The organism is Spirillospora sp. NPDC048819 (assembly GCF_040650055.1).
Lineage (GTDB): Bacteria > Actinomycetota > Actinomycetes > Streptosporangiales > Streptosporangiaceae > Spirillospora.
The window spans coordinates 25,598-44,876 of record NZ_JBEZGN010000049.1 but is presented as its reverse complement, the minus strand read 5'-3'; the positions used below and the strand labels follow the sequence as shown (position 1 = coordinate 44,876).

Sequence of the window (19,279 nt, the reverse complement as noted above, 5' to 3'; positions counted from 1 at the left end):
GATTGACAAGCGGGGCGTAGGTTCCGGTACGGTCCCCTTAAGCGGGTTGTTCATTCCGATTATAGGAGGGTCGATGACGGCGGTGGACGAGGCGAGGAAGCGGCTCGGCCGGATCGGGGTGGGTCTCATGACGCCGATCGCTCCGGCCGGCGAGTGGCGGCGCGCGGCGCGGCGCGTGGAGGAGATGGGCTACGGCTCGATCTGGGTGAACGAGGCCATCGGCGGCCGGGAGGTGTTCACGCAGCTGAGCGTGCTGGCGGCCGCGACCGAGCGGATCGTGCTCGGATCGGCGGTCGCGAACCTGTGGGCCCGGCATCCCGCCACCATGCAGGGCGCAGCCTCGGTGCTGGCCGACGCCTATCCGGGACGGTTCGCGCTCGGAGTCGGCGTCAGCATGGGCATGCTCGTCGAACAGAGCGGGCAGAAGTGGACCAGTCCGCTGGACCGGACACGCGAGTACTTCGACGGAATGGACGCCGCGGTGGACGCCGCACCGGTGCCCGAGGTGCCGTTCCCCCGGCTCCTGGCGGCGCTGGGGCCGAAGATGCAGGGCCTGGCACGGGACAGGGCGGACGGGGCGCTGCCCGCCATGATGCCCGTCGAGCACACCAGGACGGCCAGAGAACGCCTCGGGCCGGACAAACTACTTGTCGTCGGACAAAGTGCGATCCTTGCGACGGACCCCGAGCAGGCACGCGGCATCGCCAGGCGGACACAGCTACTCGAAATGCCCGGTTCGCCGTACCTCCGTTCCCTCAGGAGCCTCGGCTACGACGACGCGGCCCTGGCCGCCGGCGGGTCGGACGAGGTCATCGACGCCTGCTTCAACTGGGGAGACGAGACCGCCATCCGCACGAGGATCCAGGAGCACCTGGACGCGGGCGCGGATCACGTGAGCGTCATGGTGTTCGCCCCGGACCTGGCATCGTCGGCCGACCAGCTCGATCACCTGGCCCCGGCCCTGCTGTGAACGACCCCCCGGGCACGGTCGCCCGTCCGGCGAGGGGGTCGGTCAGCGGGGGCGGACGAGGCCCGTTTCGTAGGCGGCGATGACGAGCTGGGCGCGGTCGCGGGCGCGGAGTTTGGCGAGCAGGTGCCCGATGTGGGTCTTGACCGTGGCGGGGCTGAGGTGAAGGTGCTCGGCGAGTTCGGTGTTGGACAGGCCGCGGGCGACGAGCGTGAGGACCTCGCGTTCGCGTTCGGTGACGCCGTCCAGCCCGGCGGGCGGGGGCTGGGCGGGTCCGGGCCGCCGGACGAACTCGGCGATCAGCCGGCGGGTCACCGACGGCGCGAGCAGGGCCTCGCCGGAGGCGACGACCCGGATCGCCGACAGCAGGTCGGCGGGCGGGGTGTCCTTGAGCAGGAAGCCGCTGGCCCCGGCCCGCAGCGCCGAGTAGACGTAGGAGTCCAGGTCGAAGGTCGTGAGGATCAGGACGCGGACGCCGGCAAGGTCGTCGCAGATCCGCCGGGTCGCCTCGATCCCGTCCATCTCGGGCATCCGGACGTCCATGAGGACTAGGTCGGGGCGTTCGCGTTCGGCCAGTTCGACGGCCTCGGCGCCGGTGCCGGCCTCGCCGACGGTGCGCAGGCCGGGCGCGGTGTCGATGAGGACGCGGAAGCTGCCGCGCAGCAGGGCCTGGTCGTCGGCGACGAGGACGCGCAGTTCCAAGGGTTTCCTAGGGTTCGTACGGGAAGGCGGCCGAAACGGCGAAGCCGCCTTCGGGACGGGGTCCGGCGGTGAAGTCGCCTCCGTACATCATGACGCGTTCGCGCATGCCGATCAGCCCGTGCCCGTCCCCGCCCGGGAGGACGCGGACGCCCGGGCCGTCGTCGGTGACGTCGACGCGCAGGCGGAGCCCGTCGGCCCGGACGCGGACGCGGCAGCGGGCGGGGGCGGCGTGCTTGACGACGTTGGTGACCGCCTCCTGGACGATGCGGTAGGCGGACAGCGCGACGCCTTCGGGGAGTTCCCCGGCGTCGACCTCGAGGTCGACGTGGACGCCGGCCATCGCGGCCCGTTCGGCGAGGCCGGGCAGGTCGGCGAGGCCCGGGGACGGCGTGAGGTCGGCGTCGGTGCCGCCGGTCCGCAGCACGCCCAGGAGGTGGCGCATTTCGGCGAGCGAGCCGCGGCTCGTGGTCTCGATGACGCGGAGGGCGTCGAGGGCCTCCTGCGGCCGGGCCTCGGCGACGTGGACGGCGACGCCGGCCTTGACGGCGATCAGGCTCATGCTGTGCGCGACGACGTCGTGGAGTTCGCGGGCGATGCGGAGCCGTTCTTCGGAGACGGCCTGGTCGGCGAACTGGCGGGCGCCGCGGGCGGTCTCGGCGCGACGTTCGCGGACGACGCGGCCGAGGGACCAGGACGCGCCGAGGACGGCGAGCCCGAGCAGCAGCCGGCCGGCGGCCTCGGCCTCCCGGTTCGCGGGGCCGGCCATCGCGCCGCCGAGGATGACGGCACCGCTGATCACGCCGATCAGGGGCGTCGGGATCCACCGCCGGCGGACTCGGGTGAGCGCGACGACGTAGAGGGCGAACGCCGGGCCGACGAAGGAGTCCCAGGGCAGCCCGAGGAGAAGCATCACCGACGAGGCGGACAGGACGAAGGCGAAGACGGGGACGGGCCAGAGCCGCCGCACAGCGAGCGGCAGGCCGACCGCGGCGGCGAGCGGCGCCACGAGGGCCGCGGAGGCTTCGGCCTCCCCGGACAGCAGCAGCAGCGCGAGCGTGCAGACGGCCGCCGCCCCGGCGTCCAGGCCGATCAGCCGGCGCCGGCTGAGCCGCCGGGAGAACGGGGAGCGCAGCTCGGAATCGTCCACGTCACGAAAGTAGCGGGACGGCCGGGCGGGCGCGTCGTGCCGCCGGGCGTCATACCCGGGTCGGAGGCGCGGCGGCGGTCTCGGAGCACGGTCGCACGCGCGGTTCCCGCCCGGGTTCCGATGTGCGGAGGGGCCTTCGAGGACGACCGTTGACCGCATGATCGAAGTACGTGAGCTGACCAAGCGCTACGGCGCGACGACCGCGGTGGACGGCCTGTCCTTCGCAGTGCGGCCGGGCACGGTGACCGGATTCCTCGGGCCGAACGGCGCCGGGAAGACGACGACCATGCGCGTGCTGCTGGGGCTGGACGCGGCGACGTCCGGCGAGGCGCTGGTGAACGGGGGCCGGTACGCGTCGCTGCGGCGGCCGATGCGGGAGGTGGGGGCTCTGCTGGACGCGGGCGCCGTGCACGGCGGGCGGCGCGCGTTCGACCATCTCGGCTGGCTGGCGCGCAGCAACGAGATCGCGGCCGGACGGGTGACGGAGGTACTGGAGCAGGTGGGCTTGGCCGGGGTCGCGCGCAGGCGGGTCGGCGGGTTCTCGCTCGGCATGAGGCAGCGGCTCGGGATCGCGGCGGCGCTGCTGGGCGATCCGGGGGTACTGATGTTCGACGAGCCGGTGAACGGGCTGGACCCGGACGGCGTCCGCTGGATCCGGGAGCTGATGCGGGGGCTGGCGGCCGCGGGACGGACCGTGCTGATCTCCAGCCATCTGATGAGCGAGATGGAGCTGACCGCGGACCGGCTGATCATCATCGGCCGGGGCCGGCTGATCGCCGACACGTCGGTGCGGGAGCTGGCGGACCGGTTCCGGCGCGGGGTCCTGGTGCGCACGCCGCGGCCGGCCGACCTGACCGCGGTGCTCGCGGCGGCCGGGGGCGTCGTCGAGTCCGGGCCCGGGGTCGGGTCCGGGCCCGGGGTCGGGTCCGGGCCCGGCGGCGCCCTGACGGTCGCCGGGCTCGACGTCGCGGCCATCGGCGACATGGCCGCCGCGCAGGGCATCCCGCTGTACGAGGTGACGCCGCGCAGCGCCTCGCTGGAGGAGGCGTACATGGAGCTGACCGCCGGCGGCGCCGAGTTCCGGGCGGTGGCGTCATGACCGACGCGCTCGCCGCGGAGTGGTACAAGCTCAGGTCGATCCGTTCCACGTACTGGGTGCTGGCGGCGACGGCCCTGTTCCTCGTGGTCGTCCTGCTGCTGGCGCTCCAGATGGCGCACATCTGGGACGGCCTGCCGGCCGAGCGCCGAGCGGAGTTCCTGCTGCGTCCGCTTCAGGAGATCGGCGGATGGGTCGCGGGGCTGTGCCTGGCCGTCCTCGGCGTGCTGTCCGTCACGTCCGAGTACCGCACCGGCATGATCCGCACCACCTTCGCGGCGCTCCCCCGGCGCCGGACGGTCCTCGCGGCCAAGGCGGCGGTGGTCGGGACGGTCGCGCTCGTCGCCGGCGAGGCCATGACGATCGGCTCGTTCCTCGGGACGCGGCTCATCATCGGGGACCGGCCGTTCCCCGACCAGCAGGCGTCCATCGCCCACGACCTTCCGGGTTTCGTCATCTCGGGGACGTCGGTGGCGATGTTCGCGCTGCTCGGCCTGTCGCTCGGCGCGCTGCTGCGGTCGACGGCCGGGGCGCTCGTGTCGGTCGTCCTGCTGTGGCACGTGGTGCCGATGCTGGTCTTCCACCTGCCGGAGCCGTGGAACGAGCGGATCGGGTCGGTGATGCCCAGTGCGCTGCCCAGGCAGGCCGCCGGGCTCGGCGCGGACAATTCCATCTACGGCGACGTGCTGTCCCCAGGTGCGGCGGCGGCGGTGATGGCGGCGTACGTGTTCGTCCCGCTCGGCTTCGCCGCTCTCGCGCTCACCCGGCGCGATGCCTGACGGGCCCGGAGACACGATCGGCGGCGTCCCCTCCCCGGGGGGGCGCCGCCGGCCGATCGTGCGCGGCGGGTTCAGCCCGCCTGCAGGGAGGACGTCCGGACGGCCAGGCGCTCGCGGAGCATGTCGATGGCCTCGTCGATGCGCGGCGCGGCGGCCTGCGCACGGACCCGGCGGCCGTTCATCTCGACGACGGCCTGGGCCAGCGCGGGGCGCGGCAGCGACGGGTCGGCCACGACGCTCAGCGTGACCCGGACGGACGTGACGCCCTGGGCGTCCCTCAGCGCGGTCTGGACGGCGCGTTCCGCCGCCGCGCGCTCGTGCGCCGTGACATCGCCCGAGGTCAGGAATCGGATCTCCGGTCGTTCACGGGTCGCGTTCATGGTTCCCCCAGTTTCCAGTTACCAAGTTGTGCGGTGGTCGCCGCGTCTGCGGAGCGGCGATGATGATCGCCCCTCTGCCCACTCCAACGCAGCATGCTTCCCTGACCACACCCGGGTGGAGCGAGAGCTTCATCACGCGGCCCCCTCCCGCGGCCGCTGGAGGGGGCCGCTCTGGCATGATCTGCGCGGCGGGACGCCCCGAAAATTCACCGGAATGGGAGACGGCCGTCATTCGAGCGTCACACGACGTCGCGGAGAATGACTGGACTGGGATTGGCCGTGCGCAACGCCGGAGCGCGCCGGGCAATTCATGCACCAACGGTGACCCGCGGGGGATGGAAATGACCACCCGGCCAACTCGGTTGTCACCGCGGCGACACGTACCGCAGCCATTCGGCCACCGACAGCACAGGTCACCGGCCCGCCCGCCGGTCATGCACGCAATCTCCGCGGCACCCGGTGATTCGCACCCGAACGCGTTTTTCATACCTCCCAAAAACCCGTCCGCATCCTCTAACATAGGGCGGTGCCGTTCCGCGGTGCCGTTCCGCCCACGAGCAGACCCGTCGACTGGCTGGTGACCCCTTGGCCCAGGATTCAGCTGCCCCAACACCTCCGTCCGAAGGTGATCCGGCCGGACGGCTGATCGATTATCCCCGACGCGGCGGCCCCACCGTCCTGCGCATTCTGCTCGGCGCCCAACTCCGCAGGCTCCGCGAGGAGCGCGGCATCTCCACGGAGCAGGCGGGTTACGAGATCCGCGGCTCGCACTCCAAGATCAGCCGGATGGAGCTCGGCCGCGTCGGGTTCAAGGAACGCGACGTCGCCGACCTGCTCACCCTCTACGGCGTCGACGACCCCGGCGAGCGGGCGCCGCTGCTGGAGCTGGCCAGGGAGGCCAACACCCCCGGATGGTGGCACCGGTACGGCGACGTGCTGCCGAGCTGGTTCGAGGTCTATCTCGGCCTGGAGGAGGCGGCCTCGCTGCTGCGCACCTACGAGCTGCAGTTCGTCCCCGGGCTGCTGCAGACCGAGGACTACGCGCGCGCCGTCGTCCGCCTCGGCTTCTCCGACGCGGCCGAGGACGAGGTCGAGCGGCGCGTGCAGCTCCGCACGATCCGGCAGGAGCGGTTCACCTCCCCCGGCGCGCCGACGCTGTGGGCCGTGGTGGACGAGGCGGTCGTCCGCCGCCCCCTCGGCGGCCGCGACGTGATGCGGCGGCAGATCGAGCACCTGATCGAGGTGTCCGAGATGCCCAACGTCACGCTGCAGATCGTGCCGTTCGGCGCGGGCGGGCACGCCGCCGCTGGCGGCCCCTTCACGATCCTGCGGTTCGCCGAGCCCGGCCTCTCCGACGTCGTGTACCTGGAGCAGCTCACCAGCGCGCTCTACCTCGACAAGCCGACGGACGTCGACACCTACATGCGCGCCATGAACAACCTCTGCATCACCGCCGCGCGCCCCGACGACACCGCGCGCCAGCTCACCCGGGTCCTCCAAGACCTCTGATCGCCCCGAGCGCCCGCGCGGCGGAGGGCCCGGCCCCCGGTCAGGGGGCGCGATCGCCGAGGACGCGCTGGTCGCGGCTGCGGCTCCCGCCGCGGAACTCGACGACGACCTCGCCGTCCGGGACGCGGCGCACCGTCACGTCGTAGACTCCGCTGCGGCCATAGCGGGTGCGCTCCACCGCGGTCGCCTCAAGGACGTCCCCGGCGCGGGCGGGCGCGACGAACACGACGTCCGCGGACGCCGCGACCGTCACGGCGTCATGGGTGTTGCACGCGTAGGCGAACGCGGAGTCGGCGAGCAGGAACACGTAGCCGCCGTGCGCGATGCCGTGCCCGTTCACCATGGTGTCGCCGACCGTCATCCGCAGCCGTGCCAGTCCGGGCGCGATCTCCATGATCTGCATGGCGAGGTCCTGCGCGACCTTGTCCCGTGCGTACATCGTCTCGGCGCATCGCCGCGCCACCTCAGCCGCGTCGTCCACCGGCCCAGGGTAGTCGCGGACATGAATGGAAACGTTCGCTCGGGAAGGACATCCACAGGCCGGTGGTTATGGGGACGGCCGCGCGGGGGGGCGCGCGGCCGATGCGAAAACCTGAGCGAAGGAGAGACCAATGCTGTTCGGCAAGGAGCACGTGGCGCGGTACCGGGAGACGGACGGTGCGGAGGGGCACGACTGGCAGGGGACCGTCACCCTGCTGCTCACCACGACCGGTCGCCGCAGCGGGAAGGAGCGCACGACACCGCTCATCTACCAGCCCGAAGGCGACGCGTACGTCGTCGTGGCGTCCTTGGGCGGCGCGGACCACAATCCGCTCTGGTACGAGAACCTCACGGCGGACCCCGAGGTGAAGGTCCAGGTGAAGGGCGACAAGTTCACCGCGCGGGCCCGGACGGCGACGCCCGAGGAGAAGCCCGCGCTGTGGCGGAAGATGGCCGCCGTCTGGCCCGCGTACGACGACTACCAGCGGAAGACGACCCGGAACATTCCCGTGGTCGTCCTCGAACCCGCCTGAGCCGAGCGGGTTCCCTTTCGCGGTGCGGGCGGGACGTGTAGCGTCGCCGTAGAACATTCATTCGACCATCGACTCATTCGACCACCGTCCGTCCGACGCAGCCGAGGTGCCGAGGTGCCGACGTCACAGAGTGCTGACACCGAGCCGCCGCCGCGGCTGCTGAGACGCTGGGAGATCGACGCGCCGGAAGGCGTGAGCCGGGTCGCGGCCGGGCACGGCCGCCGGTGCTGGCGCGCCGACACGGCCGGCGGCGCGTTCTTCCTGAAGGAGTACGCCGAGCCCGTCCGGCGACGCGTCCTGTTCCAGCACACCGTGACCACCGCGCTCGACGAGGCCGGCCTTCCGGTGCTCGCGCCGGTGCCCGCCCGCGGCGGCCGGACGCTGGTCACCGCCGCCGGGCGCGGCTACGTCCTGTACCCGTGGGTGGGCGGGCGCGGGCGCGGCGGGCTGGAGTTGACGTTCGGCCAGTGCGAGAGCCTCGGCGAGCTGCTCGGGCGGTTGCACGCGGCGCTCGACGGGCTCACGCCGCCGGTGCAGCAGAGCCTGCTGGTGCCGACGCCGCGCGCAGCGGACGCGGCCGCCGCCGTCGACGCGATGCTGCGGGACGTCCCGGGCGACGGCGGTACCGACTTCGACGCGCTGACCGGCCGCCGCCTGCGGGAGCGGCGCGAACTGCTCACCGAGTTCGCCGGGCATCAGCCGCCCGAGATCGAGGTGAGCACCGTCGGCCATCTGCACGGCGCGTTCCATGCCGGGCATCTGCGGTACGGCGGGGCGGGCAACGTCACCGCCGTCCTCGGCTGGGACGGGCTGACGACCGGCCCGGTCGCCGGGGAGGTCGTGCGGGCCGCGGCGCGGCTGTTCGCCTGCGAGGACGAGCGGGGGCTCGACCTCGACCGCGTCCAGGCGTTCGTGCGCGGGCACCGCTCGGCGTTCCCGCTGGACGCGGGGCAGATCCAGTCGGCGGTGCACCGCGAATGGTGGGAGCGGCTCTGCGACGTCGCGCCGCTGCGGCACCGGTACCTGGGCGAGGACGGCACCGGCGGACGGGGCCTCGCCGCCCTGGTGACCTGGTGGTCCGCCCAGTTGGACCGCACCCTGGACGCTTTCGCGGCGCCCTACGCCGCCGTGTACGCGGACGTGCCGGGCGACAGCCCCGCCTACGGCTAGCCGATACCGCACGGTCCGCGGTTCCCGGGGTAGGGAGCGCATGGTCCAGAACGCATGGTCCAGAACGCATAGTCCAGAACAATGCATGGTCGAAGGCAGTCCACGAAGGGGTGGGAACATGACGGCAGTCGCATTGCTCGGCACCGGGATCATGGGGGCGGCGATGGCCCGCAGACTGCTCGGGGACGGGCACCGGGTCACGGTGTGGAACCGCACCCGGTCGCGCGCCGAGCCCCTCGCGGGCGACGGCGCGGCGGTGGCGGGCTCCCCCGCCGAGGCCGCCGCCGGCGCCGAGGTGGTCATCACGATGCTCGACGACGGCGAGACGGCGCTGTCGGTGATGACGGACGCGTCGCCCGCGCTGCGTCCGGGGCAGATCTGGGCGCAGATGGGAACGGTCGGCGTCGCGTCCGTGCCGCCGCTCGCCGGTTTCGCCGCCGACCGGGGGCTGCTCTTCGTCGACGCGCCCGTCCAGGGGACGAAGCAGCCCGCCGAACAGGGGAAGCTGGTCGTCCTCGCGGCGGGGCCGCCGGACGCGCGGACCGTCCTGGAGCCGGTGTTCGGCAGCGTCGGCGCCAAGACCCTCTGGCTGGACGAGGACGGGGCGGGCGGCGCGGGCACCCGCCTCAAGCTCGCCGCCGTCAGCTACGCGATCTCGCTGACCTCGGTCGTCGCCGAGTCGGTCGCGCTGACCAAGGGACTCGGGCTCGACCCGGCCCTGCTCGGCGACGTCCTCGCCGGCGGCCCGCTCGACAGCGTCTACCGGCAGGTCAAGATGAAGGCCATGCTCGCGGACGACTTCGAGCCGAGCTTCGCCGTCCGCAACGCGGAGAAGAACACCCGGCTGATCCACGAGGCCGCCGAGGCCGCCGGGATCCGGGTGGACGTGAACGACGCGTCCGGCGCGCGGTTCCGCCGCGCCATCGCCCAGGGGCACGGCGACGAGGACATGGCCGCCACGTACCGCGCGAGCTTCCCCGGCTGACCCGGCGGCGATGACCGGGGACTGCCACGCCCAAGGTCGACACAAAACTGGAAAACACTGGAACTGTCTGGAAGCTCCTGTACTGTCTGCCGCATGTTCCGGCCCCCCGGCGTCCCGACCCCCGACGAGCTGGAGCGGCGCATCACCGAGCTGCGCGCCGCCGTGCGCCGGGCCATGGCGGCCGGCGACAGGCGGGAGGCCCGCGAACTGCGCGCCGAGCTGCGCGAGGCCGAGGCGGCCTGGGACGACGCCGTCCTCGGTGAGGCCCCCGCGGGCGACCGCGGCGGCGCGGATCCCGGCGCCGAGCCGCGCGGCCTGCTGCCCGTCCGGGAGCAGGTCCACCAGGCGCTGACCCTGCTCGGCGCGCCGGCCGCGCCCAAGCTGATCGGCTCGGTGTACGCGGCGTTCTTCCCCGGCGAGATCCCGGGGAGCAGGCTGACGAGCCTGCGCCGCGACGAGGAACGCTCGTTCCGCACCGCGCCGTACGCGCGGCCGTACTACCTGTGCGCCGCGCTGACCGCCGATCTGCTCGCACCGGCCCGAGGGCTGCTCACCGTGAGCACGTGGCCGCTGGAGCAGCGGATCGTCGGGCCGCTCAGCCCCCGCACCGACTTCCTCACGAGCGCCGCACGCCTGGCCGAGCAGGCCGGGAGGGGGACGCCGTCCCCCGGTGTGCAGCGGCTGCTGTGGCGTTTCGCGTCCAACATTCCCGGTGCGGTCACCGGTACGGTCGGTACCGTCGATCCGGCCGCCCTCGAAGAGGCCGCCCGGGCCGAGCTGGACGTGCACCGGGAGCCCGACCGGCGGCGGCGCACGTCCGCGGCCGGGCGCGCCCGGGCACAGCTCGACGACGCGGAACTGCTGTTCGGCAGCCGGCTGCGGGCCCTGCGGCAATCCGGACGGCGCCCTGCCAGCAATGGAGAGACGGACCCATGACCGAGACCGCGCCGGACCTGGACCGGCTGCGCGGCGGCGCTCCCCCGCGCAATCACGACGCCCGCACGATCGCCGCGCTGACGTCCAATCCCGGCTGCGCCCGCCGCGGGGTGATGGACGCGGCGGGCGTCGACAAGGACGCGGTGGCGCGGGAGCTGGGCTTCCCCGCGCCGTTCGGGCAGTCGCAGTTCGCGATCACGCGCGGGAACGTGTTCGAGGCGCAGGTGAAGGCGGACGGGTGCGCGGAGCTGCTGACGCTGCTGCGCGAGCGGCTCGGCCTCGACGTCCCCGAGGTGGCCTACGACGACCTGGAGGTGGTCGCGGGCAACGAGGGCCGGGAGCTGCGGCACTCGCGGACCCGCCGGCTGGTCGCCCGCGCGCTGGAGACCGGTGAGGGCACGCTGTTCGACCATCCGCTGCTGCGGCTCGACATCGCCGGGCGGCTCGCCTACCTGGAGCCGGACGTCATCGCGTTCCAGCTCGCGGGGCGGCTGCACGTCATCGAGATCAAGTCGTTCGCCGTGGTGGACGGGCAGGCCGAGCCGGAGCAGGTCGCCGCGGCGGCGCGGCAGTCCGCGGTGTACGTGCTGGCGCTGCGCCGGCTCGTCGCCGAGCTCGGGCACGATCCCGGGCGGGTGTCGCACGACGTGTTCCTCGTGTGCCCGGAGAACTTCTCCAACCGCCCGACGGCGACGCCGCTGGACGTGCGGCCGCAGCTCGCCGTCCTGGAGCGGCAGCTCGCGCGCATCACCCGCATCGACGAGATCCTGGCGGAGCTGCCCGGCGACCTGACGTTCGAGCCCGGGGACGGGCTCGCCGAGTCGGTCCGGGCGGTCGAGGCCCGGTACGCGCCGGAATGCATGTCGGGCTGCGAGATGGCGCTGTTCTGCCGGAAGGAGGCCCGTACGGACGGCTCGACGGGCGCGCTCGGCCGGTCCGTCCGCGACGACCTCGGCGGCGTCGACACGATCGGTACCGCGCTCGCCCTGGCGGACGGGTCGCTCACCCCGTCCGACGACCTCGCGGAGACGGCCGGCCAGCTGCGCACCGCGGCCCGCCTCCGCGCCGAAGCCCTGGACGGGGTCGCGTGATCGGTACATGAGCGCGCTGTCCTCGCTCGCGCGGCTGGAGGCGGCGGCCGCCGGGGTCGCGCGGCCGGTCGCGACGGTGCGGCACTGCCACCTGCCGGACGCGCCGCTGGTGCTCGTCCCGCTGAAGCTGGCCGGTGAGGCGGCGGCGCCGCTGGCGGTGCTGGCCGGGAGCGCCCCGGACGACCCGGCCCTGCTGATCGTGCCGCAGCCGCGCAACCGGGATCTGCGGTTCGCGTTCGCGGCCGGCCTCGCCAAGCTCGTCCTGAACCACATCGAGACGAGCCGCGGCGACGTGGAGGAGCTGCCGCCCGGCAAGGAGGGCGAGGAGCGGATCCGGTACGGGAACGCTCCGCAGCTCCTCGTGCCGAACCGGGGCGGTGTCGCGTTCCTGCGGATGGTGGGGCGGTCGACGCGGTTCCGCAGCACGGAGGGCCCGTACGCGGTGGACGCGGCGGTGCCGGTGCTCGGCCGGTGGCTGACGTGGTTCGCCGACCGGTACGACCATCCCGGGTCGTCGCTGCTGGGCGCCATGACGGAGATGCTGAGGCTGCACTGGGCGACGGGCCAGAGTTCGCTGGAGGACGGCAACCTCGCGGCGCTGATGGGCTGGATCGACCCACCGGACGGGCTGGACGGCCCGGCCGCGGCGGCGCGGGCCGAGGACCCGGTGGTGTGCCCGCCGGCGGGACCGACGACCGACCCGACGTTCGACAACGAGGTCCTCGCCCCGGCGATCGCCGCCTACGACCGGGCGGGCGGAGGCTCCCGCGCCGAGGAGCGGCTGCGCACGGTCCTCGCCTCCCAGCTCACTCCGACCTGGGACCTGATGTGGCAGGCCGTCGCGCTGCTGCGCGCGCTGCCGGAGGGGGCGAGCGTGCCGAAGCGCTGGGAGCGTGACCGGGACGCCTTCACCTACTACCACCAGACGTTCGGCGAGGCGTATCCGCAGGCGCGCCGCGACCCGCCCGTCCGTGCGGCGCGGCGGCTGCACGACCTCGAACGCGCCCAGGACGCCTACGACGCGCAGCGGGCGTTCGACGACCCGCTCGTCATGGCCGAGCACCGGCTGGCGGGCCAGGCGTTCGGCGGCACGGTGACCGAATGCGACCCGGCCCGGCTGGACGAGACGGGCAAGCGGCCGAAGCTCCGCCCCCACCTGCGAGTCGGGACGGAGGACCCGGTGCGGCTCGACGTCGGAACGACCGTGTGCAATGCCGCGCGGCCGTCGCTCAAGGGGAGGATCGTGGACCTGGACGACGGAGCCGTGCTGCTGGAGCTGACCGGCGGGATGGGCCGCAAGCTCACCCCCGAGCCGGGCGCCGTCCCCCAGGTCGGCGACCGGGTGTGCTTCACGTCGCTGACCGACGGCTCGTTCGGCGCGGCGAAGTTCCCCGACCGCGATGACACGCCGTGGACGCACGGCGGGCCGCCCGAGGAGTACGTGCCGACCCACGAGGACGCCGAGGAGGAATGGTCGTGACCGAACACGCGGACCGCCGCCTGGTGCCGGTGACGGCGGACGATCTGGACCCCTCCGAGGCGGCGGCGCGGGTCGTCGACGGCGTCCTCGCCGATCTCGGCGGCGGGCACCGCGGCGTCGTCGTCGACTCTCCGCCCGGCGCCGGGAAGTCCACGCTGGTCGTCCGGGCCGCCGCGCACCTGGCCGCGTCCGGCGAGCGCCTGATGATCGTGGCGCAGACGAACGAGCAGGTCGACGACCTCATCGACCGCCTCGCCGGCAAACACCCGGACGTGACGCTCGGCCGCCTGTCTGCGTCGGGGTACGTCCCGTCCGAGCGGGTACTGGCGCACCCGGCGGTGCGGGTCGCGCAGAAGGCCGACGACCTCGCCGAACACACCATCGTGATCGCCACCGCAGCGAAGTGGGCGACGCTGTCGGACGGGTCCTGGCCATGGGCGATCGTGGACGAGGCGTACCAGATGCGCTCGGACATGCTGCTGCGCATCGCCGGGCGGTTCCAGCGGGCGCTGTTCGTGGGCGATCCGGGGCAGCTCGACCCGTTCTCCACCGTCGAGGTGGAGCGCTGGGCGGGCCTGTCGTGGGATCCGATGCGCAGCGCCGTGTCCGTCCTGCTGGCGCACAACCCGGACCTGCCCGTCCACCGGCTCCCGGTGTCGTGGCGGCTGCCCTCGTCCGCCGCGCCGGTGGTGTCGGAGGCGTTCTACCCGTTCACCGGGTTCCGCGCCGGCACCGGGCCCGGCGACCGGCGGCTGGAGTTCGGGGCGCGCGGCATGGGCACCACCTACGACCGGGCGCTCGAAGAGGCGGCGGCGACGGGCTGGGGCTTCTACGAGCTGCCGGCGCGGCACACGCTCCGCACCGACGCCGAGGCGGTCCGCGCGACGGCGGCCCTGGCCGTCCGGCTGCTGCAGCGCGGCCCCGTGGCGCACTCCGAACTCGGGTCGGGCCCGGTCGACGCGGCGCGCGTCGCGATCGGCGCGGCCCACCGCGACCAGGTCACCGCGATCCGCGCCGCGCTCGGCCCGCACGGCGAAGGCATCACCGTCGACACCGCGAACCGGCTCCAGGGCCGCGAGTACGACGCGACGGTCGTCCTGCACCCCCTGTCGGGACGCCGCGACGCCACCGCCTTCCACCTGGAGTCCGGGCGCCTCTGCGTCCTGACGTCCCGGCACCGGCACGCGTGCGTCGTGGTGGCGCGGGCGGGCATCCCCGAACTGCTCGACGCGCACCCGTCCGCCGAACCGGTGCATCTCGGCGTGCCCGTGAAGTTCCCGGACGGCTGGGAGGCCAACCAATCCGTCCTCGCCCACCTGGCCCACCACCGCGTCCCCGCCGGATGAAAGAAGATCTTCAAAGTGCCCCGGATCGCGGTGCCCGGGTACGAGCGAGGGGCCCGGACGGATACTGTGAGAGCCGGTGCCTCAGCGATCAGGGGAGGGACATGGAGGACATCGGCTTCATGTGCGCCCGCTGCGGCGGCGAGGTGCACGACGTCACCCACAACCGCGAAGGCTCGCTCGACGGGGTCGGCTACCGCCACAACCGGCGGGTGGAGCCGTGGGACCACGAGCTGGAGCTCGCCGTCGGCGAACCCGCCCCGCAGGACCAGCGCTGCGACTTCTGCGGCGGCTCCGGGCCGAGCTGGCTCTACTACCCCACGCTGGACCCCGAGGACACCGACATGTTCGAGGTCGAGCTGGACACGACGCAGCTGTCGGACGACGACACCGCCGTCGCCGTCCTGAACATGCTCTACCCGTGGTACGCCTGCGACACGTGCTCGGTCCTGGTCGCCGACCGCAACATCGACGTCCTCATCGACCGTGCCCTCGACCGCACCCCGGTCCCCGAGGACGGCCCCGTCGACGAGGAGACCGTCCGCGCACGCCTCAAGGGCTCCCTCTCGGTGTTCTTCACCACCCGCCCGGGCCGCCCGCAGCCCTCGCGCGCCGTGTGAGTCCGAGCCCGGCCCCGCACGCGAGGTGGGGGGTTCGGGGTGAAGTGTCGGGGCGGGTCATTAGAATCAGTCCCGTTTTGTTGGGGTGCGCTTTACCACGGGGGAACACAGTGATCATTGACGGGCGGTTCCATGGGCCGGACGGGTCCGGGAACGGTGGGTATGTGGCGGGGCGGCTCGCGGGGCGGGTGCTGATCGACACGGTGACGGTGACGCTGCGGCGGCCGCCGCCGCTGGACACCGAGATGACCGTGACGGTCGAGGACGAGCGCGGGCACAGTGCGCGGCTCTGGGACGGGGAACTGCTGATCGCGGAGGCGCTCGCGGGGGCGATCGTCGTGCCGCCCATCGCGCCCGTCCCGTTCGAGCGGGCGCTGGAGGCCGCGGAGAAGTACCGGGCGGCGGAGAGCCACCCGTTCCCCGGCTGCTTCGTGTGCGGGCCGGAGCGGGAGCCGGGCGACGGGCTGCGGCTCGAACCGGGGCCGGTCGCCGACGACACCGTCGCGGCGCCGTGGGTGCCGGAGCGGGTGCCCGAACGGGAACTGGTGTGGGCGGCGCTGGACTGCCCCGGCGGATGGTCGTTCGGCGTGGCGGAGCGTCCCGCCGTGCTCGGCACGATGACCGCGCAGGTGATGGACGTGCCCGAGGCCGGGGAGCAGTGCGTCGTGCTGGGGCTCGCGCGCAGCCGCGAGGGCCGCAAGATGCACGCGGCGACGGCGCTGTACGGGGCGGACGGGCGGCTGCTGGGCCGCGCCGAGCAGATCTGGATCGAGATCGACCCGGAGCGGTTCGGGCACTGACGCTCGCGGCCGATGATCCGCTCGCGGCCGATGATCCGTTCGCGGCCGACCCGGTCCGGTTCCGCATGGTTTCCGGAAATGTGTCGCCGGACATTGTCGGACCGGCCGGTTCCGCTGTTCAATCTGAGCTTCCGCGAAAACGGAGGCGGGTCTGATGAGCGGAAACGTTCTTTTGCTTCTCGGGGTCGCGGCCCTGGCGATCTACATGGGGGTGCACTGGGAGCGCGCCCGCCGCGCCGTGTCGGACCTGCGGCTCAGCCGGCGGCGGATCGTCGGCCTGCGGCAGGCGGCGGCGCGGGAGCGCGGCCATGTCGCGATGATCTGGGCGGTGGCGGCCCTGGCGCTGTTCCTGGCGGTCAGGTACGGCTGAGCCGGGGCCGCGCGTCCGTCAGGGGCCGGTGAAGAGGGGGTCCTCCCGGTCCGCGCCGTTGACCGGGCGGGCGTGGTTCGGGGGGCCGGCGCCGGGGATCGGGGTGTTCCCGGTGTTCGAGCCGAGCGTCCCGTTCGGGACGGGCGCGCCGTTCGGGACGGGCGCGCCGTTCGGGACGGGCGCGCCGAGCGGCATCGGGGAGCCGTGGTGCGCCTGCGGCATGCTCGGGACGGGCCCGCCCATCGGGGGCGGCCCCGGCGGCATGGCGGCGGGCTGCGGTCCCGTGCCGTGCGGGTGCGCCGGAGGGGGCATCGGGTTGCCGCCGCCGGGCATCCGGCCGCCCGGCGGGACGCCGGACGACAGCGTGCTGTGCGTGAACTGGTCGATCTGGCGGCGGGCGCGGTCGGCCTCGGCGCGGGCCGCGTCGCGCTCCTCGGCGAGGGCGGTGAGCGCGGCCTGCTGCTCGGCCACCGACTGCGACAGCTGCCGCAGCTGAACCGCCTGGTCGTTGACCTTGCCGGTGAGCTCGTCCCGCTCCGCGGTGGCGGCCTGGGCGTGGGCCTGCGCGGCGTCGCGTTCCTTGGCGGCCTCGTCGGCGCGCGCGTTGGCGCGGACGACCTCCGCCTCGGCCTCGGACTGGGCGCGCAGCGCGGCGGTCCGCTCGGCCTCGGCCTTGCTGGCGGCCTGCATGGCGCGCTGCCGCTGCGCCTCGGTGTCGCGCATGGCGTTGCGGAGGTCCTCGGCGCCCTGCTTGGCGACGGCGGCCTCGACGCGCTGCGACTCGGCGGCGCCCTCGGCCTCGGCGAACTTGGCGTGCACGGCGACGAGTTCGGCGCGGGCGTTCTCGAGCGCGGCGAGCAGTTCGGTCTCGCGGGCGGCGACGCGGTCGCGTTCGCTTTCGGCGGCCAGCTTCGCGCTCACCGACTGCTGCGCGATCTGGTGGGCCTCCTCCCACGCCTGCTGCGCGGCGTCGCGCTTGGCGGTGGCGAGCTTGGCCTCCTCGCGGGCGCCGGCCGCGTCCCGCTCGGCGGTGTCGGCGCGCTGCCGCGACGTCGACGCCTCGTGCCACGCCTCCTGGGCGCGGCGCTGGGACGCGTCGCGCTCGCTCTGCGCGATGGCGAGCTCGCGGGCGGCCTCGGCGCGCACCTCGGCGACGCGCCGCTCGATGCCGGCGACGCTCAGCTCGGACGTCAGGGAGTCGGCGAGCAGGTCGGCGGCCTTCTCCAGCCGTTCCACCATCTCCCACGCCGAGGCGACCTGCCCGGTGAGGCCCGGCGCGTCCCGTCCGCGTTCCCTGCGGTCGCGCGCCTCGCCGGCGCAGGCGCCGTCGTTGTCCTGGCAGTACCGGACGGTGCGGACGGCTCCGACCGGCTGCGGCACGGGACGTCCGCAGTTGGCGCAGGGCCACACGGTGACCGGTTCGCCCATCCGCGCGACCGCCGTCTCGGCGGATCCGCCGGACCCCCTGTCCCCGTCCCCCGCGCCTTCGGAGACCGCGCCGGCCTGGGGAGCCGCGGCCGTCCCCTGGGGGCCGCTATTGTCGCGCTCTTCGCTGTTAGGCATGGAATGAACCATACGCACTGATCCGCGTGACTGCAGTGACTTGGGTGGTACATGTGGGGGTGCCCACGTCGTAGTCAACTTAGCGAAAACGGTCGGTCGCCTCGATGAGACGGTCGCGCGTGCCGGGCTCGGCGCCGCCGTGACCGGCGTCCTCAACGATGTGGAACTCCGCCTCCGGCCAGGCGCGGTGCAGATCCCAGGCCTGGTCCGGCGGGGTCTTCATGTCGTAGCGGCCGTTCACGATCACGGCGGGGATGTGCCGGATGCGGTCGACGCCCGCGAGCAGACCGCCGTCCGGGAGGAAGCCGCCGCGGGAGATGTAGTGGTGCGTGATGCGGGCGAAGGCCAGGACGAGTGGCTCGTTCAGGTCCGGCGGCGGGACCGGCAGGAGCGTGTTCGCGGCGAGTTCCCAGCCCATCCACGCCCGGGCCGCGGGGACGTGGACGGCCGGGTCCGGGTCGCCGATGCGGCGGCCGTAGGCGGCGATCAGGTCGCCCTGCTCGGCGGGCGGGATCGCGTCGCGGAACGCGGCCCACTCGGCGGGGAAGAGATGCGCCGCGCCGGTCGGGGTGAACGCCCACGCCTCGTCGGGCGGGCGGACGAGATAGACGCCGCGCAAAACCATCTCCGACACCCGGTCGGGATGCGCCTGCGCGTAGGCGAGGGCGAGGGTGCTGCCCCAGCTTCCGCCGAACACGAGCCAGCGGTCGACGGACAGGTGCTCGCGCAGCCGTTCCATGTCGGCGACCAGGTGCGGAGTGGTGTTGTTCTCCAGCGATACCGCCGGGTCGCCGGCGTGCGGGACGCTCTGCCCGCAATTGCGCTGGTCGAAGAGCACGATCCGGTAGGCGGACGGGTCGAAGAACCGCCGGTGGTCGGGCAGCAGCCCCCCACCGGGCCCGCCGTGCAGGAACACGGCGGGCTTGCCGTCCGGGTTCCCGCAGGTCTCCCAGTAGATCCGGTTCCCGTCGCCGACGTCGAGCAGCCCGGAGTCGTACGGTTCGGCCGGTGGATAGAACTCCCGCGATCCCATGAGACCAGTCATACCCGATAAACGATCATGATTCGTTCGCGCCTATCATCCCGGGGATGACGGAGCTTAGGTGCACGTTGTGCGGGAGCACGAGTCTTCAGCAGGGTTTCATCGAGGACTCCGGCCAGTCCGCCCGCGGCTTCTCCCGCTGGGTCTCCGGCCCGCTGGAGCGCGGCATCCTCGGCGGCGCGAAGCTGTTCGGGCGGCCGCGGCTGCAGGTGCACGCCTTCCGGTGCAGCGAGTGCACCCACCTGGAGCTGTTCGCCTACGACGCGGACTGAGCGGGTGGCCGGAG

General features: G+C 73.7%; 21 protein-coding genes. 15 read left to right on the top strand and 6 right to left on the bottom strand.

Features of this window, described 5'->3' with window-relative positions; all coding sequences use genetic code 11:
* Nucleotides 1-73 precede the first annotated feature (73 nt).
* Nucleotides 74-970: a TIGR03620 family F420-dependent LLM class oxidoreductase gene (locus tag AB0C35_RS40995; protein WP_358468276.1), complete on the top strand. Its 897-nt coding sequence runs from the start codon at nt 74-76 to the stop codon at nt 968-970.
* 42 nt (nt 971-1,012) lie between these two features.
* On the opposite strand, the gene AB0C35_RS40990 is transcribed toward AB0C35_RS40995, so the two are convergent.
* Both AB0C35_RS40990 and AB0C35_RS40985 read right to left on the bottom strand, forming a co-directional pair.
* Nucleotides 1,013-1,669, bottom strand: a complete 657-nt coding sequence (locus tag AB0C35_RS40990; protein WP_358468273.1) for a response regulator transcription factor — start codon at nt 1,667-1,669, stop codon at nt 1,013-1,015.
* Between the two features lie 7 nt (nt 1,670-1,676).
* Nucleotides 1,677-2,816 carry a sensor histidine kinase gene (locus AB0C35_RS40985; protein ID WP_358468270.1) on the bottom strand — a complete coding sequence of 380 codons (1,140 nt, stop codon included), beginning with the start codon at nt 2,814-2,816 and terminating at the stop codon, nt 1,677-1,679.
* Nucleotides 2,817-2,973: 157 nt separating this feature from the next.
* Between AB0C35_RS40985 and AB0C35_RS40980 the strand changes: the two genes are divergently transcribed.
* Nucleotides 2,974-3,915: an ATP-binding cassette domain-containing protein gene (locus tag AB0C35_RS40980; RefSeq protein ID WP_358468267.1), complete on the top strand. Its 942-nt coding sequence runs from the start codon at nt 2,974-2,976 to the stop codon at nt 3,913-3,915.
* The gene (locus tag AB0C35_RS40975; RefSeq protein WP_358468264.1) at nt 3,912-4,691 is read left to right on the top strand and encodes an ABC transporter permease; all 780 of its coding nucleotides are present in this window, start codon (nt 3,912-3,914) and stop codon (nt 4,689-4,691) included. Before AB0C35_RS40980 ends, AB0C35_RS40975 begins: the two co-directional genes overlap by 4 nt.
* Before the next feature lie 71 nt (nt 4,692-4,762).
* Here the strand turns inward: AB0C35_RS40975 and AB0C35_RS40970 are convergent, their stop codons facing one another.
* Nucleotides 4,763-5,071: a hypothetical protein gene (locus tag AB0C35_RS40970; protein WP_358468261.1), complete on the bottom strand. Its 309-nt coding sequence runs from the start codon at nt 5,069-5,071 to the stop codon at nt 4,763-4,765.
* 642 nt (nt 5,072-5,713) lie between these two features.
* On the opposite strand from AB0C35_RS40970, the gene AB0C35_RS40965 reads away from it, so the two are divergent.
* Complete coding sequence (locus AB0C35_RS40965; protein WP_358468317.1) at nt 5,714-6,580, top strand: helix-turn-helix transcriptional regulator; 867 nt, start codon at nt 5,714-5,716, stop codon at nt 6,578-6,580.
* A gap of 40 nt (nt 6,581-6,620) precedes the next feature.
* Here AB0C35_RS40965 and paaI read toward each other — a convergent pair whose 3' ends face one another.
* On the bottom strand, nt 6,621-7,019 hold the full coding sequence (gene paaI / locus AB0C35_RS40960; RefSeq protein WP_358468314.1) for a hydroxyphenylacetyl-CoA thioesterase PaaI: 399 nt from the start codon (nt 7,017-7,019) through the stop codon (nt 6,621-6,623).
* A 172-nt stretch (nt 7,020-7,191) separates the two neighbouring features.
* Between paaI and AB0C35_RS40955 the strand changes: the two genes are divergently transcribed.
* The 10 genes from AB0C35_RS40955 (at nt 7,192) to AB0C35_RS40910 (ending at nt 16,388) form a co-directional block, all read left to right on the top strand.
* A complete protein-coding gene (locus tag AB0C35_RS40955; RefSeq protein WP_358468257.1) occupies nt 7,192-7,593 on the top strand; it encodes a nitroreductase family deazaflavin-dependent oxidoreductase in 402 nt (133 codons plus the stop codon).
* A gap of 114 nt (nt 7,594-7,707) precedes the next feature.
* Nucleotides 7,708-8,763, top strand: coding sequence for a phosphotransferase (locus AB0C35_RS40950; RefSeq protein WP_358468254.1), 1,056 nt, complete (start codon nt 7,708-7,710; stop codon nt 8,761-8,763).
* A gap of 118 nt (nt 8,764-8,881) precedes the next feature.
* Entirely contained in the window at nt 8,882-9,748 is an 867-nt protein-coding gene (locus AB0C35_RS40945) for an NAD(P)-dependent oxidoreductase (protein ID WP_358468251.1), read from the top strand.
* Nucleotides 9,749-9,841: 93 nt separating this feature from the next.
* Entirely contained in the window at nt 9,842-10,684 is an 843-nt protein-coding gene (locus AB0C35_RS40940; protein ID WP_358468248.1) for a hypothetical protein, read from the top strand.
* Complete coding sequence (locus AB0C35_RS40935) at nt 10,681-11,775, top strand: hypothetical protein (protein ID WP_358468245.1); 1,095 nt, start codon at nt 10,681-10,683, stop codon at nt 11,773-11,775. The genes AB0C35_RS40940 and AB0C35_RS40935 overlap by 4 nt, the downstream gene beginning before the upstream one ends.
* Nucleotides 11,776-11,782: 7 nt before the next feature.
* The gene (locus AB0C35_RS40930) at nt 11,783-13,255 is read left to right on the top strand and encodes a hypothetical protein (protein ID WP_358468242.1); all 1,473 of its coding nucleotides are present in this window, start codon (nt 11,783-11,785) and stop codon (nt 13,253-13,255) included.
* Nucleotides 13,252-14,601 carry an AAA family ATPase gene (locus tag AB0C35_RS40925; protein WP_358468239.1) on the top strand — a complete coding sequence of 450 codons (1,350 nt, stop codon included), beginning with the start codon at nt 13,252-13,254 and terminating at the stop codon, nt 14,599-14,601. Before AB0C35_RS40930 ends, AB0C35_RS40925 begins: the two co-directional genes overlap by 4 nt.
* Nucleotides 14,602-14,702: 101 nt before the next feature.
* A complete protein-coding gene (locus AB0C35_RS40920; RefSeq protein ID WP_358468236.1) occupies nt 14,703-15,218 on the top strand; it encodes a hypothetical protein in 516 nt (171 codons plus the stop codon).
* Nucleotides 15,219-15,382: 164 nt separating this feature from the next.
* Complete coding sequence (locus AB0C35_RS40915; RefSeq protein ID WP_358468233.1) at nt 15,383-16,018, top strand: hypothetical protein; 636 nt, start codon at nt 15,383-15,385, stop codon at nt 16,016-16,018.
* A 154-nt stretch (nt 16,019-16,172) separates the two neighbouring features.
* Nucleotides 16,173-16,388 (top strand): hypothetical protein, encoded by a 216-nt coding sequence (locus tag AB0C35_RS40910; RefSeq protein ID WP_358468230.1) that lies wholly within the window; start codon nt 16,173-16,175, stop codon nt 16,386-16,388.
* An 18-nt stretch (nt 16,389-16,406) separates the two neighbouring features.
* Here the strand turns inward: AB0C35_RS40910 and AB0C35_RS40905 are convergent, their stop codons facing one another.
* Nucleotides 16,407-17,951 carry a chromosome segregation ATPase gene (locus AB0C35_RS40905; RefSeq protein ID WP_358468227.1) on the bottom strand — a complete coding sequence of 515 codons (1,545 nt, stop codon included), beginning with the start codon at nt 17,949-17,951 and terminating at the stop codon, nt 16,407-16,409.
* Between the two features lie 79 nt (nt 17,952-18,030).
* Nucleotides 18,031-18,984: a prolyl aminopeptidase gene (pip, locus tag AB0C35_RS40900; protein ID WP_358468224.1), complete on the bottom strand. Its 954-nt coding sequence runs from the start codon at nt 18,982-18,984 to the stop codon at nt 18,031-18,033.
* A 56-nt stretch (nt 18,985-19,040) separates the two neighbouring features.
* Between pip and AB0C35_RS40895 the strand changes: the two genes are divergently transcribed.
* The gene (locus AB0C35_RS40895) at nt 19,041-19,265 is read left to right on the top strand and encodes a hypothetical protein (RefSeq protein ID WP_358468221.1); all 225 of its coding nucleotides are present in this window, start codon (nt 19,041-19,043) and stop codon (nt 19,263-19,265) included.
* Nucleotides 19,266-19,279: the final 14 nt, after the last annotated feature.